This window comes from Pseudoalteromonas sp. MMG007 (assembly GCF_018100985.1).
Lineage (GTDB): Bacteria > Pseudomonadota > Gammaproteobacteria > Enterobacterales > Alteromonadaceae > Pseudoalteromonas.
Genome location: NZ_JAGJEI010000008.1, coordinates 115,385 through 129,985, shown reverse-complemented (window position 1 = coordinate 129,985; position 14,601 = coordinate 115,385). Strand labels below are relative to the sequence as shown.

The 14,601-nt window shown below is 39.4% G+C and carries 12 protein-coding genes and 1 other RNA gene; 9 read left to right on the top strand and 4 right to left on the bottom strand.

Annotation, left to right across the window (positions count from 1 at the left end):
• The first annotated feature begins 11 nt into the window (after positions 1-11).
• The 3 genes from accA to J8L71_RS11475 all read left to right on the top strand — a co-directional run bounded on the left by accA (position 12) and on the right by J8L71_RS11475 (position 2,706).
• Positions 12-968, top strand: coding sequence for an acetyl-CoA carboxylase carboxyl transferase subunit alpha (gene accA, locus J8L71_RS11485; RefSeq protein WP_211000650.1), 957 nt, complete (start codon positions 12-14; stop codon positions 966-968).
• A 92-nt stretch (positions 969-1,060) separates the two neighbouring features.
• Complete coding sequence (gene tilS / locus J8L71_RS11480) at positions 1,061-2,365, top strand: tRNA lysidine(34) synthetase TilS (RefSeq protein WP_211000649.1); 1,305 nt, start codon at positions 1,061-1,063, stop codon at positions 2,363-2,365.
• On the top strand, positions 2,365-2,706 hold the full coding sequence (locus tag J8L71_RS11475; RefSeq protein WP_211000648.1) for a hypothetical protein: 342 nt from the start codon (positions 2,365-2,367) through the stop codon (positions 2,704-2,706). Before tilS ends, J8L71_RS11475 begins: the two co-directional genes overlap by 1 nt.
• Before the next feature lie 68 nt (positions 2,707-2,774).
• On the opposite strand, the gene J8L71_RS11470 is transcribed toward J8L71_RS11475, so the two are convergent.
• A complete protein-coding gene (locus J8L71_RS11470) occupies positions 2,775-3,671 on the bottom strand; it encodes a GGDEF domain-containing protein (protein WP_211000647.1) in 897 nt (298 codons plus the stop codon).
• 133 nt (positions 3,672-3,804) lie between these two features.
• On the opposite strand from J8L71_RS11470, the gene J8L71_RS11465 reads away from it, so the two are divergent.
• Entirely contained in the window at positions 3,805-5,778 is a 1,974-nt protein-coding gene (locus J8L71_RS11465; RefSeq protein WP_211000646.1) for a monovalent cation:proton antiporter-2 (CPA2) family protein, read from the top strand.
• 15 nt (positions 5,779-5,793) lie between these two features.
• On the opposite strand, the gene J8L71_RS11460 is transcribed toward J8L71_RS11465, so the two are convergent.
• The gene (locus J8L71_RS11460) at positions 5,794-6,939 is read right to left on the bottom strand and encodes a patatin-like phospholipase family protein (protein ID WP_211000674.1); all 1,146 of its coding nucleotides are present in this window, start codon (positions 6,937-6,939) and stop codon (positions 5,794-5,796) included.
• Positions 6,940-7,152: 213 nt separating this feature from the next.
• Here J8L71_RS11460 and J8L71_RS11455 point away from each other — a divergent pair, with 213 nt between their 5' ends.
• From J8L71_RS11455 to J8L71_RS11435, 5 genes are all read left to right on the top strand, one after another.
• Positions 7,153-8,028 (top strand): DUF3014 domain-containing protein, encoded by an 876-nt coding sequence (locus tag J8L71_RS11455; RefSeq protein ID WP_211000645.1) that lies wholly within the window; start codon positions 7,153-7,155, stop codon positions 8,026-8,028.
• A gap of 138 nt (positions 8,029-8,166) precedes the next feature.
• Positions 8,167-8,263, top strand: an RNA gene (ffs, locus tag J8L71_RS11450) — signal recognition particle sRNA small type.
• A gap of 400 nt (positions 8,264-8,663) precedes the next feature.
• The gene (locus J8L71_RS11445) at positions 8,664-9,065 is read left to right on the top strand and encodes a zinc-ribbon domain containing protein (RefSeq protein ID WP_211000644.1); all 402 of its coding nucleotides are present in this window, start codon (positions 8,664-8,666) and stop codon (positions 9,063-9,065) included.
• A 48-nt stretch (positions 9,066-9,113) separates the two neighbouring features.
• Entirely contained in the window at positions 9,114-9,389 is a 276-nt protein-coding gene (locus J8L71_RS11440) for a hypothetical protein (protein ID WP_211000643.1), read from the top strand.
• Between the two features lie 462 nt (positions 9,390-9,851).
• A complete protein-coding gene (locus tag J8L71_RS11435; RefSeq protein WP_211000642.1) occupies positions 9,852-12,611 on the top strand; it encodes a hybrid sensor histidine kinase/response regulator in 2,760 nt (919 codons plus the stop codon).
• A gap of 25 nt (positions 12,612-12,636) precedes the next feature.
• On the opposite strand, the gene J8L71_RS11430 is transcribed toward J8L71_RS11435, so the two are convergent.
• Both J8L71_RS11430 and zigA read right to left on the bottom strand, forming a co-directional pair.
• Positions 12,637-13,326 (bottom strand): DUF1826 domain-containing protein, encoded by a 690-nt coding sequence (locus J8L71_RS11430; protein WP_211000641.1) that lies wholly within the window; start codon positions 13,324-13,326, stop codon positions 12,637-12,639.
• Entirely contained in the window at positions 13,326-14,525 is a 1,200-nt protein-coding gene (zigA, locus tag J8L71_RS11425; protein WP_211000640.1) for a zinc metallochaperone GTPase ZigA, read from the bottom strand. The genes J8L71_RS11430 and zigA overlap by 1 nt, the downstream gene beginning before the upstream one ends.
• Positions 14,526-14,601: the final 76 nt, after the last annotated feature.

Sequence of the window (14,601 nt, the reverse complement as noted above, 5' to 3'; positions counted from 1 at the left end):
TAGTTTAGAGCATGAGCCTCAATTATCTTGATTTTGAGCTTCCGATTGCAGAATTAGAAGCAAAAATTGAAGAATTACAAAGTATAAGCCGCGCTGGCGAATTAGACCTTGAGTTAGAAGAGGAAGTCAGCAAATTAAAAGAAAAAAGTGCTAAGCAAAAAGAGGAAATATTCTCAAATTTAGGCGCTTGGCAAGTATCGCAGTTAGCGCGTCATCCGTTGCGTCCTTACACTCGAGATTATATCGAGCGCATTTTCACGGAATTTGACGAGTTTGCAGGCGATCGTACTTTTGCTAACGATCCGGCTATTTTAGGCGGTGTTGCACGTTTAGATGGCGAACCAGTCATGGTTATTGGCCAACAAAAAGGTCGCGATACAGCTGAAAAAATTAAGCGCAACTTTGGTATGCCAAAGCCAGAAGGTTACCGCAAAGCATTACGCTTAATGGAAATGGCTGAGCGTTTTAAAATGCCAATTATGACCTTTATCGACACACCAGGTGCTTACCCAGGTGTTGGCGCTGAAGAGCGTGGTCAGTCTGAAGCAATCGCACGTAACCTAAAAGTAATGGCGGCGCTTAAAGTGCCGACTATTTGTACGGTTATTGGTGAAGGCGGCTCAGGTGGTGCATTAGCGATTGGTGTTGGCGACAGAGTTAACATGTTGCAATACAGCACGTACTCTGTAATTTCGCCAGAAGGCTGTGCCTCTATTTTATGGAAAAGCGCAGATAAAGCACCCCTCGCAGCAGAAGCTATGGGTGTAACCGCTGAGCGTGTTAAAGAGCTTGATTTGATCAGCAACTTAGTTGATGAGCCTTTAGGTGGCGCACATCGTAATTACGATGCAATGGCGCGTAACTTAAAAGCTCGTTTACAGCGTGACCTTGCAGATTTACAGGCACTTTCGCTTGAAGACATGCTTGATCAGCGTTATAAACGTTTAATGTCATTTGGTTACTGTTAATTAAGTAGCTATCGCATTAAATGTTAAAAAAAGCCGCTTATGCGGCTTTTTTGTTTTAAAATACTAGCAACACAAATTTTATAGCGTATTACATGCAATCATCAGCCATTTATCAACAAGTTAAACACGTACTTGCGCATTTTTTTAAGCAACAACAGTATAACTTTACTGTAGCGCTTTCGGGTGGGGTTGATTCTGTTGTATTGCTTCATGTGATGCACTTGCTAAAGCAAGAAATGCCAACGCTAAACGTAAGTGCTATTTATGTTAATCATGGTTTAAGTCAACACGCTCAAGACTGGCAACAATTTTGCCAAACATTGTGTGCTGATCTCAATGTGCCTTTTAATGCAGCTGCGGTGCACATAGAGCAAAAAACACGAACAAGCCTTGAAGCGCAAGCACGTGATGCGCGTTATAAAGCACTTGATGAACTAAGCGCACCTGAAAGTATTATTTTATTAGGTCAGCATTTAAACGATCAAATAGAAACATTTTTACTGCGCTTAAAACGTGGCTCGGGCCTAAAAGGCTTAGGCGCTATGCAGCAAACTCGCACTCTTAGTAGTGGGCGTATATGTTTTAGGCCGCTTATAAATGTAACGCGTAGTAATATTGAAGCCTTTGCCGCTGAGTTTAATATTAACCACATTACTGATGACTCAAATACGGATGAACGCTTCGATCGTAATTTTTTACGCGCAAGTGTAGTGCCATTACTCGCTGAGCGCTTTAATGGTTTTGAGCAATGTGCGGGGCGAAGTATAAGTTTATTACAGCAACAGCAAGCGCTTCTTGATGAGTATACACAAATTGATTTAAGCCAAAGTTTAAATGAGCAGCAAGGTTTGTGTATTAACCAAGTAACTCGTTATAGCGATGTACGAACAGCAAATGTTATGCGTGCTTGGCTAGCGCTATTTACTCAAGTTATGCCTTCGCAAAAACAGTTGTCGCAAATAATAAACCAAGCTTGCAATGCTCAAACTGATTCGCAAATGCAGATTGATTTAAACGATGGGCAAATACGCCGTCATCAAGAATATCTATATTTTGTTGTACCGCGTAAACCATTAAGCAATGAACTTTTAATCTCAGATGAGCTAACACTTAGTGACGGCCGTTTATTATTAAAACAACGCGGTAAAGGTGTGCGTGAGCCATTTACTAATGAACAAGTAAGCGTGCGATTTGATTGTAATAGTGCGCGTATAAAGCCGTTAAAAAAGCCAGGCAGCAATACGCTAAAACATTGGTTTAAAGATGCAAAAGTAGCGCCTTGGCTGCGTTCACAGGTGCCATTAATATTTTATAACGATGAGCTTGTGCAAGCAGTGGGTTATTTTGTAAGTGAGAAACACAAAGATGAAAACGGTATTATTTGGGAGTGTAAATAATGAGTGAGCAGCCGCATGTAGGCTTGTCGTTAGTTAATAAAGCGCCAATGGGCATGCTTTTAACTGCTTTAGTTGCTGTTATAGCAAATGTTTTACTAGAGCTTAATATTATTACTTTGGGCTATGCTGTTGCTGGTGGCGTGGTATCTGCGGCGTTACTACTTGCCTACTGGTTAGGAAAAGGCGGGCTATTTTTTATTTTAGGCGTAAGTTTACCATTGGTTTTAGTATTATTTACCCCGCTTGCGAGTATTACAGCATTACTTAATTTAGTGAGCGGCTTCTTTTTTGGTTTTTGTGCTGCGTTGTTTATTTATAAATTGGTAAATGCAAAACTTTAGAATTGGAATTTTTGCAATAAAAAAGCCTAGCGGGGGAAGCTAGGCTTTTTTTAATACAGTTAAAAATACTAATATGCTTTTGCGCAGTTACGGCCAGATGCTTTTGCTTTGTATAAGCCTTTATCGGCTCGAGCAAAAATTTCGTTTTCGCAATCTTGGCTGCTTGCTAAAGAAAAACCAATGCTGGTTGTGACTTTGTATTGAGACATGAGCGGTGACTTTCTAACTAAGCACATGATTCGCTCAGCAATGACCTTATTGGTCGTAAATTCAGGGTCTTCAATCAGTAATGCAAACTCATCTCCACCAAATCTAAATACCGAATCAGTGCCTCTTATGCTGCTACATAATACTTTTGAAAACTCCCTGAGCATGTCGTCACCTACTTTATGGCCAAAGTTATCATTAACTTGCTTAAAGTTATCTAAATCAAGCAGCATAAGGCTAAATGGGCGTTGGTAACGGCGGCAGTTTTCGAGCTTTTGAAGCAAAAAATCATTAAATTGACTGCGATTATTTAAACCCGTTAATGCATCTTTTGTAGCAAGTTTTAATACACGACTATACATCATTGCGTTACGAAGCGGATAAACGAGTGCCGAATGTAAAGTGCGCAATTTACTTTCTATCGCTGCATTAAGCTTAAATTGGCTAAAGTAAATTAACTGGCCTAAGTGCTCTTTACCAATAGATAAGTCATATATATAAGGCGTAGTATTAGTGTCGCTATCTGAGGTTTGTGCAGTGCCTAGCGTTGATTGAAACTGCAGTCCAGAAAAATTGAGCAATTGCTTAGCAAATCTTGCATAAATAGCTAAAACATCTTCAATAACTAAGCTTGTTTGTAACTCAGTAACTAGATCATGCGTTACCGCAGACTCATTAACTTGTGTGTGCTCCGCTGAAAACGGCAAAAAGTCGCCGCGACCAGATACACGTTGTGTCAAAATATGGACGTTTTCCATTAAAATCTCCCCCGAGGGTGTTGCTTTGCAGTAACTAAGCGATTTTTATGCCATATTTTAAAATTGCTTGATAAACATATGGTTGCTATATTTAGAGTACATTCCTTAGTTTAATTGACGCCGGAGCCCAAATTTGCAAAGTATAAACGCTCAAATTTTTGGCTTGTTAGTAGCGGCAGTGCTTTTTGTGTGGTTTTTTAAGCGCATAGGGTTGCCACCAATTTTAGCGTACTTAGCTACGGGGGTTTTAGCGGGTAGCCATGGTATTGGTTGGCTTGCTCAATCGCATGAAATTGAATTTGTAGCAGAGTTAGGAATTGTATTTTTACTCTTTAGTCTGGGATTAGAGTTTTCTATTTCTCGGCTAATGGCAATGCGTAACCTCGTATTTGGGCTTGGCTCCTTGCAAGTGGGTGTTACCAGCTTACTCTTCATTATAATATTATATTGTTTAGACTTTTTCTTACTTACCAGTTTTACCATTGGCACAATTATGGCGCTTTCTTCAACGGCTGTAGTGGTAAAGCTATTAAAAGAAACCGGTGAATTAAATCAGCGCCGTGGGCAACTTGCCGTGGGTGTGTTGCTGTTTCAAGATATTGCCGTAGTGCCTTTACTTATTATTCTTCCGTTGTTTGCCTCAAGTGGCTCGCAGAGTATTGGCTGGGCGTTAACTTTTGCTTTAACCAAAGGCGCATTTGTATGTGTTTTATTGTGGGCAATTGGCAAGTGGGTGCTACCTAAAGTATTTAACGAAATAGCCCAAGTACGTACCGATGAGCTATTTGTACTGACCACTATTTTGGTTGCACTGTTTGCAGGCTTATTGACTTATATGTTTGGCCTATCTATGGCCTTAGGGGCTTTTTTAGCAGGAATGATGCTAGGTGAGAGTCATTACAGGCACCAATTAGAAGCCGATATAAGACCATTTCGCGATATTTTAATGGGGCTATTTTTTGTAACCGTTGGTATGCAGCTCGATATTTTATTTGTCCTCAACCACAGCTTACTAATCATTGCAGCCTTGCTTGGTTTATTAATACTAAAAATTACTGTTGTTGCGCTCAGTGCTCGGCTTATGCATGAGCGAAATCAAGACTCCCTAGCATGCGGTATTATGCTTTGGCAAATGGGAGAGTTTGGCTTTGTGTTAATAGCTCTTGCTGGGCAGCACCAATTATTAAACTCTGAACAGGCTTCGTTTTTAATTGCGCTTGGCGTGTTATCTATGGCAATTACGCCATTTTTAATTGATAAAACGCCTTTTATTCTAAACAAATTAGGAATTTTAGAGCACCCAAGTATGGCCACAGAAAGTGAGCCACAAAGCAGTACGCTTTACAGCGATCATGTTGTTATTTGTGGTTTTTCTCGGGTTGGGCAAACGATAGCACGGTTTTTAAAACCCGAGGCCATAGATTACGTAGCAATAGAAAGTAACCCTATTTTGGTTCAAGAAGGTAAAGCCGCCGGTGAGCCTGTAATATTTGGCTATGTTAAGCAAAAAGATATTTTAAAATGTGCGGGCGTAGAACGTGCGCGTTTAGTTATTATTACTTTTACAGAGTTTGAACATGCACAAGTGGTTATAGACGCCATAAAACAACTCGCCCCTAACGTAAAAATACTGATAAGAACCCGTGATGATAGCCAACTCGGTTATTTAAAAGAGCTAGGTGTAACAGAAGTAGTGCCTGAATCGCTTGAGGCGAGTTTAATGCTTGTTTCGCATGTATTATCTATGTCGGGCGTCCCCATGACACGCATTGTGCGCCGAGTTAGTAAAGAGCGTCGAAACCGTTACCCGTTAATGCAAAGTTTTTACGCGGGCTATTTTAAAGACAGTGAAGAAACCTCAACTGACCGCTTAGAGTATTTACATGTAGTAGCATTACCGCCGCAAGCCTTTGCAGTTAATAAAGCAATAGAAGAGTTAAATTTAGCTAAACGCCGAGTAATCGTTAAAGCACTGCGCAGAGAAGGGCAAGAAATAGATACGCCCGATGAGCAAACAACGCTTTACGCTAACGATGTACTTGTACTGCAAGGTAAACCTAGAAGGGTAGAGCGGGTAGAGCACTACCTGCTCGATGGAATAGAGTAACGTGCCTGTTTTGGCTTAATCTAGCTCTAAAAACTTACGTATTTCCGGTAACTTTTTCATACCGTCTTCAAAGCCTATTTGCATTAAATGCTGAGTGTAGCGTTTTTCGAATAACAGGTAGCTGGTTAAACTCGATTGTGAATGCTTTTTAACACCAATAGTGCGCAGTAGCATTTTAATAGCCCACGGCATATCGCTGTAATACTGCGCGGCAATGGCATTAAAGTTTTGTGATGGGTTAATTACAAAGGTATCAATTTGTTTAAGCTCTTGGTGTTTATCGCGAGCGGGTAGTAGCCCTAAAGTGCGATTAATACGGTCTAAGCGCTCTAAATCCGATTGCATGGTGTCGGTAAAAACACTATCGAGTAAATGCCCAGCCACAGCCGAAAGGCCCGGGTAATGAGGAGAATACCCTGGAGGATGAAGCTCTTTAGGTTGATCGACCCCAATAATAAATATTTTCTCTGCCCCTAAATGAATAGATGGGCTTAAAGGCGAAAGCTGATGTATTGAGCCATCACCAAAATAATGGTTATAAATATTCACACTAGGAAACACCATAGGAATGGCGCTTGATGCCATTAAATGCTCAACATTAATACGTGTTGCTTGACCTTCGCGTTTTGCACGCTGCCACGATGTTTGTGTGTTTGACTGAAAAAATGCCACAGAATCACCGGTGGTGTAACTAGAGGCTGTAATCGATAATGCATCTAGGTAATTACGGTGTAAATTACGCTCAATTCGGTGTAAATCTAAAATTTCGTTTAACAGCCCTCGCAAAGGGCGATTATTTAATAAGCTCGCAGGAGGGTGGTTTATATGCTCAGATTGAAAGCTGGTTAATATATTACGTGCTATATGGCCAAATACACTTAAAAAGTCGCTTTTATACACCATAGAGGTTGAAAAGTTTTTCCAAACAGATTCAAGTTTACGTACAGCTAAATGTGCACAAGAGGCATAACATGCTAAAGCGGCTGAGTTAATAGCCCCAGCTGAGGTGCCATTTATTACTCTAAACGGTAAAGGAGCGGTACGTGGCATGCTGTGGGCAAGGGCTTTTAAAACACCCACTTGATAAGCGGCTCGTGCGCCACCCCCTGTTAATAACAGAGCAATTTTTGGTTTTTCTGGATCGACTTGCTTGATTTTCATATTAGTGTTTAAACTGTTCAACGTCTTTACTTTATTTATTAACTGTAAGTCTTTAAGCTAGAAGAATCAAAGGATAACTGAGTTACTACGTATAGTAAGCTTACATTTATATTTGTGAGCTAAAATAGTTACAGTAATAGTTTTGCTCATAATGAATTTTTTCCATTCAGAGCACTCTGAGTGATAATGCATTTTAATTTTTATGGAGTTTGTATGTCAGATAAACCAGAAGCGTCAGATGTTCAAAAACGTCCGCCTAATAACAACTTTTTATTCGCCGTTATTATTTTAATTATTGTGGTGTGTGCTGCCGCATTTGTACTTTTAAAACCAAGTGAAGAGCCACAAAAGCGCACAGAGGTAGAGCAAGCACCAAAAGAGCAGCCAATGATGGAGCTTAAACCAGAGAACGATCCTGTTGTTGAAGCGCCATCAGTTATGCCAGAAAAACCAGAAAACCTAGAAGTGCCAGCACAGCGTCCAGTTGAGCCAGAGCCTGAAGTAGAGCCACTACCAACGCTTGATGAAAGTGACGATGTAGTAGTCGCAAAAATCGACGAATACCTAAGTGATTCAGTAATGAGCTTAATGGTAACCGATGACGTGATTCGCCGTGGCGTTGTATTTATAGATAACATAGCCAAAGGTAAAATTGCTAAAAAGCACACACCAGTGGTCAAGCCAGAAGAAGAGTTTAGTGTAAACGAGGGTGACATTTTAACAATCGATCCAAATAGCTACGAGCGTTACACTCCTTATGTAAAAGTATTCACAAGTATGAGTGCTGCACAAGCTGTGCGCATGTACGAAGAATATAAACCACTTATAAACAACGCTTACAGCGAAATTGGTTACGGTGATGATGAGTTTAATCAAACGCTTGAAGATGCTATTGATTTATTACTCGATACACCAGAACCAGAAGGTGAGTTACCATTGCTACGCGATTCAGTAACGTATCAGTATGCATTTTCTGAATGGGAGCAACTTCCTGCTGCTCAAAAACAGCTTTTACGCATGGGTCCAGAAAACATGAAAAAAGTAAAAGCAGCACTTCGTAATATAAAAGCGCAGTTAGAGAACAAATAACAGCCACAAAATATATTTAAAAGCCGCGATTGTATATGAAGTATGCAATCGCACTTTCTTTTTTGATTATCCCTTGAATAACACAGTAAAAGTAGAGATAATCTCTCCCGCGCCAACCAAGGCCCTCAATGGTAGTCTTATTGGTCCTCTCGCAACACTAGCAGGCGAACCTGGTCAGGCCCGGAAGGGAGCAGCCACAGTTTGTGACGTGTGTGCCGAGATGTGGCTGGTAAGACTGCCACCCAAATTCCTCATTTGGGTGTTTAAACTTCTCTTATAAAATTAAAATTCATTTACATATTTCCTAAAAAGTTTTATTTCGATCTTGTCGTTATTATTTGTTACTCAGCAACCTAAACTCCTTAAATACTAATGCATGTTGAGAAAGCGTTTAGCTGTATTGAGTTTTTGTTCAATACCAGTATATGGCTGGCAACCCATAGCTAACCTTGAGCGGCTCGCGCGTATTTTTCGTATTTCACCTTACTTAAAAATAACAAAAACTTAGTGATAGTATTGTTTTAGGTAATTTGTTAAAACTGCATGAAGTAGATGAGCGAACGTGACATAAAAAGAACATGCACGATTCGCGCACTTTTAAATGATTGAATAAGCCGCTATGCGAAACGAGAATTATGAGAATTCCATTAAATAAAGAAAAATACTCAGAGGAGTCTAAACGCTCTGTAGGGTACGAGTATCTTGAAAGTTTTTATTCAGATATCGAATATGATTGTTTGAAATGCAAAAAAAGAGAAATTTTTTCAGCAAAAGATCAAAAATATACCTTTGAGGTGAAAAAAGCATATATGTGGGTTCAAAGAGTTCTTTGTAAGGTTTGCTGGAAAGAAGAGCGTTTATTAAAAAATGAATTACAACTGCTTGAAAACGAATATTGCCTAGATAAAAAATCAAAGCTTAATGATGAGGTTTTTCTCCAAAAATGGCTGAATAAGCTAGAGGTTTATGTCACCTATGGAGCGAAAGGGAGTGATCCTCGCGCTGTATTTATCAAAAAACACCTTACAAAAGCATAAATACGCTTTTGTAAGGTGTGGTTTTCGCAATGCATTTGTTTGCGCGTTATGTATTTTGGAGAAAAATTAAAAAAGAATCTGTTTTTATTTTTAGTTGCTATTTCGTTTAGCTCGTTTGCTGAAGAGGACGACATTGATTGCGGTAATGCGTTTACAACCATAGACATAAATCGATGTGCTGGCATTGAGCTTGAGTTAGCAAAAAAAGAGCTGAAAAAATATCTTCTGGCTAGTTTTGAGTACCACTTGCTTGAACCAAAACTAGTTCAATCGATAAAGCTTGCCCAAAAAGACCGGCAAACGCATACGCATTCTCATTGTTAATTTCTATACACACAGTGGCGTGGTGGAAGCATTCTTAGTGTTATGGGGATATCTAGGCTAACAAAGCAACAAATGCATGAACTATGGAAAAACTTTTCAACCTATATGAATAGTACTTCACCTGTTTAGCTGAACCTAGTAAGCATTAAAACTTTAATCGCTGTACAAAAAGCGGATTATACTACTGCTATACGCTTAATCTTTTGGCTTCTTATAATAGTTATTTTAGCTAGTTTACTATGTGCAGCTGTTAATGTTTTTGTTGCTACGCAAATTTAAATAACGAGCTCATAAATTTACCTTTGGCTGGTAAAGTCATCTGAGTTAATTAACCTACTGAAAAAAAAGAATATTTACTCGTTCCTATTTTATTGCTGCTAGACAACCCTTGATTTGTACGTAATAATGTAAAAATAACATTAATTTACACTCAACGTGTTAACAAAGTACCAAGGTTATTTAATGCCCCATACAAGTAAGTGGATACTCGCCATTTTATTAGGGTTGCTAGGTGGTTTAGTTAACCTCTTACCGTTGTATTTTTTCGATAGTTCTGAGTTTTTATTCGGGCAAGTATTTGTATTGTGTAGCTTAGTGTTTATTGGGCTGCGATATGCGTGCTTGAGCCTTGCTATTGTATCTTGCTTTTTACTTTACAGGTGGGGGCATTGCTGGCCGAGCATAGTGTATTTACTCGAGCTTTTTTGGCTTTATAGATTTTGTTTACGTCGTTCTAAACCCATACTCCCCCTTGGTACTGTTTTTTGGCTTCTAGTTGGTTTACCAATAATTTGGGGAATAGGGCAGTTTCTTATTAGTCTCCCGTGGCTAACGCTAGTTGTTGCAATATCAAAGTACCTTGTAAATGCTTTAATTAGTTTAGTTTTAGTCGACTTATTTAGTGTATTTGTTCCTCATGCCAGCCGAGCATATCAAGGCAGGCCGCTTGCCCGCATTCTTAGCTATGTTGTAAGCGTTATTATTATATTGGTTATTTTGTTGACTAGTGTAATTTTAGTGAACGACCACCACTCTCGTTTAGAGTATGAGGTGGATGCCCAGCTTGAAGAAAAAGCCAAATATATCAGCACGCAATTGAGCGATTATTTAACCTTTCATAAAAACGCGATAGTAATGAGTAGTGATGCAATAAGCGCAGGAACTGACATTGAACAGCAGCTAAAAAGGTTAATGAGTTTATTTCCTGGGTTTACTTCAAGCTTATATGCAAACCCGAGTGGCTTTGTCGAAATAACGTCGCCTAATAACCTTATAGCGGGGTTAACTAACGCGCAGCGTAATGTAACTGACCGTGAATACTTTAATCAGGCTAAGCAGTATCCTTTGGGTTACAGTGGCGGCGTGCTTAGAGGTCGAGGGCTTGGTTATGAAGCTATTGTAGCGCTGTCTGCACCTATTTATCGTGATGGCGAGTTTTACGGCGTAGTAGAGGGGTCGTTAAAACTTGGACGATTAGAGCAGTTTATACCTAATTTATTTGAAAACACTGGCGAATTAGTTGTACTGGATGATGAACGAAAAGTAGTTTTTAGCTCGCTTGAGCAGTTTGAAATATTAACCGACTTTAACGAGGATGGTTTTAACGGGCGTAACATGGGCGATAAAAATTTATTCCGTTCTAACAATAACGAGGTTTATCACAGTTCTAAATATGTTAATCCGCAGAACAACTGGCAAGTAATTACTTTTTATAATCGTAAACATTTGAGTATGGCCGTAGCAAAAGCATGGTTGCCCAGTATTTTGTTAGGTGCTGCACTAATTACTTTGGTTGTGCTATTTGTACGCCAGCTTGCAAATTTATTAGTTCAGCCAATTACAGGCTTAACTAATTTAATGCAAAGCTTTAACCAATCAAAAAAACATACTTTTAATACTGATTCGAGTTGGCAGGAAGTACTTCAGCTTCAGCAGCAGTTTGAAATGCTAGCCACTGCGCTTAAGCATTCGATAGAAAACCTTCAAGCATCTAACATAAAAAACCAAGACCTAAATAAGCAGTTAAGTGAGTTTAATCAACAACTAGAAAAACAAGTGGCAGAGCAAACTAAAAAGCTTAAAAAAGCAGTGGAACGTGCCAATTTAGCTAATGTGGCTAAATCGCAGTTCTTAGCAAACATGAGCCATGAATTACGTACCCCGATGAATGGTATTATAGGCATGGGTGAGGTATTGCTGCGTGATAGTTCGTTAACCGACGAGCAAAGGGGTCTTTTAGACACCCAACAAAAAAGTGCACAAAATTTATTAAAAATCTTAAACGATATTTTAGACTTTTCTAAAATTGAGGCTAATGCAATGCAAATTAGCGCGCGTCCTACAGATTTAGCCCCGTTTATTGAAAACATTAAATCGTTGTTTTCTCCAATTATAAGCTCCAACAATGTGCAATTTATTGTCCAATGCAGTAACACTCTACCTGAATGTATTAACGTTGATGACTTACGTTTAAATCAAGTTATCATTAATTTGCTATCTAATGCGTACAAGTTTACTGAGCGCGGGTTTGTGCGGTTAACGTTTGATTATGCCGATCAGCAATTGCGTGTAAGTGTGTCTGATAGTGGTATAGGTATAGCTAAAGAGCAGCAGTCGTTATTATTTAGTGAGTTTACTCAAGCTGATATAGGTGTTGCGCGTAAGTATGGCGGTACAGGGCTTGGTTTGGCAATTAGCCAAGGCTTAATTAAAAAAATGCAGGGTGAAATTTCTTTAAATAGTGAACCAGGCAAAGGCAGTATGCTTAAGTTTTATATTAATGCACCTAAAGCTAAATATATTAAGGGCGCAGCAACAGTCGAGTCACAATCAGTACCAGTCCTTGGAAGCAAAAAATTACTCCTAGTGGAAGATAACCCTATAAACCGCCAAGTAATCGCTAAAATGCTAGAGCCAACGCATATACAACTGACTATGGCTAACGATGGTATAGATGCGTTAAAAGTACTTAAAGGGAACACCTTTGACTTAATTTTAATGGATTGCCAAATGCCAAACATGGATGGTTACGAGTGCACGCAAACAATACGTGCTAACGAGGTAAACACTAAAGTACATGTGCCCATTATTGCTATTACCGCCAATGCCTACGAAGATGATAAACAGCGCTGTTTAAACGTAGGCATGGACGATTTTGTATCTAAACCAGTAAATACGCAAAGTTTGTATAGTGTTATTACTAAAGCAATTAACGTTGACTAATAAACCAGCGTTAGTTGTTAATAATTTAAATAAAGTCGAGGGTTAGTAACAAGCGTTGCTCGTTTTCAGCCACGGGAGGTGAGCGATGCACAAGCCCTGCGCCTTCGTTTTCATCCCAGTACTCACCCTTAAGCAGCGCAACATCGCCTTGCTGGAGTTGATTGATATTATTTAGGCTTTTAAATAGGCCCGACTCTTCGTCTGGCTTACCTAAATTACCTGCACCAAGTTTTGAGCGCTCTACATCGCTATGATTTAACCACTGCGTAGCAACACCTTGGTAAGTAGTCACTAATCGGCACGGAATTTTGTCTACATGAAAGCGCGGGCACATGGGTTTATCTAATATTTTTAGCCTTAAACCGGCGCGTTTTAAATCAAACAGACAGCAAAACATTTCAACTAACAGTGCTATGTCTTCGCACAAAGTGTTAACTTCGTCGCGGTTATTATCACTTGGTTTAAGCGCAGTAACTAACTTATCAAATGCATCCTCGGGCGATACCGCAAGTTCGAGTGGCTTTAAAGTATTAGCGCTAATGAGCGTATTAACTGCATTTGTTAATGTTTGCTCAAGGTCTCTTTGCCAAATAACAATGTTAGTGTCTTGGTTATAAATTTGTGGAAAAACACTGGCATCACTACCTTCTACTGCTCTTCGGTGGAGTTCTTCAGCTGGTTTTATTTGCGCTGTTAACGGGGCCAAGGCGTTCATTACTCTTCCTCCCAAATAGGAAACGGGTCGTTATAGGTTCTCCAAAAATCTTTACCTTTAAGCACAGCCTCTTCTGGAAGTAAGCAATCATTAAGCGCTTTTATCATGGCTTGTCGATTCAAAGATTGCCCTATAAATACCAGTTCTTGGCGCATATCACCAAAGGGCTCTACCCATTTACTGTTTATATCTGCAAGTAGCTCGGGCTCTGTGGGCCAGTCTTTTTGAGGAATTGCTTTATAAAACATGCCAGCAAATCCGTAATGAGCTATGCCACCAGCTTGACTCCACTGCGCGCAAAATAAAGGACGAGTTGCGAGCCAAAAATAACCTTTAGAGCGAATGAGTTTGCCAAATTTCTCGGTATTGTGAAGAAAGTTATAAAATTTTTCAGGATCAAACGGACGGCGCGCCGTATAATTAAAACTGCTAATACCATACTCTTCGGTCTCGGGAATGTGTTCACCGCGCATTTCTTTAAGCCAACCAGGGGCTTGTTGGGCGCGTTCAAAGTCAAACAAACCGGTGTTTAGTACTTCATTAATATTAATACTGCCATTTGATATAGGAATAATTTTGGCTTGAGTATTAAGTGTATTTAAAATGGCAGTAAGTTTATTTAACTGCTCTTCGGTAACTAAATCGGTTTTATTAATTAAAATTACATCAGCAAATTCAACTTGATCTACAAGTAGGTCAGTTACGCTTCGCTGATCGTCTTCACCAAGTGACTCGCTAGTATCTTGTAAATCGTTTGCTTGCTCGTAATCGTTTAAGAAGTTAACGGCGTCAACTACGGTCACCATCGTATCAAGAGTGGCAACATCACCAAGTGAAACACCGTTTTCATCAGCAAAAGTGAACGTTTCAGCAACCGGTAGGGGTTCCGATATTCCTGTTGATTCAATAACTAAGTAATCAAATTGACCATCTTTAGCTAGCTTACCTACTTCAATGAGTAAATCTTCTCGAAGGGTGCAGCAAATACAGCCGTTACTCATTTCAACTAGCTTTTCATCGCTGTGACTAAGCGATACATCACTTTTAATTGTGGCTGCATCAATATTTATATCGCTCATATCGTTAACTATAACGGCTATTTTTTTGCCTTCTCTATTGTTAAGAATATGACTAAGTACGGTGGTTTTACCGGCCCCTAAAAAACCTGATAACACTGTGACGGGCAGTTTATTTATCATTTTAAAATCTTACTAAATTGAAATTTCCGGTATGTTATATTATATCAATTTTATATTCTAGTAACGCCAGCCGCTT